Annotated in this window: 1 protein-coding gene; it reads left to right on the forward strand. The window is 66.1% G+C overall.

Going from position 1 to position 271, the window contains the following annotated elements; translation table 11 throughout:
* On the forward strand, positions 1 to 271 hold a 271-nt coding region (locus tag ODJ79_RS46910; RefSeq protein ID WP_263030224.1), incomplete at both ends, for an endo-1,4-beta-xylanase.

The raw sequence follows: 271 nt of genomic DNA on the forward strand, positions 1-271 counted from the left end.
GGGCACCGGCAACGACTGGATCGAGGTCGCCTTCCGCACCGCCCGCAACGCCGACCCGTCGGTCAAGCTCTGCTACAACGACTACAACATCGAGAACTGGTCCTACGCCAAGACGCAGGGCGTCTACCGGATGATCCAGGACTTCAAGTCCCGCGGCGTCCCGATCGACTGCGTCGGCCTGCAGACCCACTTCACCGGCGGCAGCTCCCTGCCCAGCAACTTCCAGACCACGCTCTCCAGCTTCGCCGCCCTGGGCGTCGATGTGGCCCTG

Source organism: Actinoplanes sp. KI2 (assembly GCF_025630775.1).
GTDB lineage: Bacteria > Actinomycetota > Actinomycetes > Mycobacteriales > Micromonosporaceae > Actinoplanes.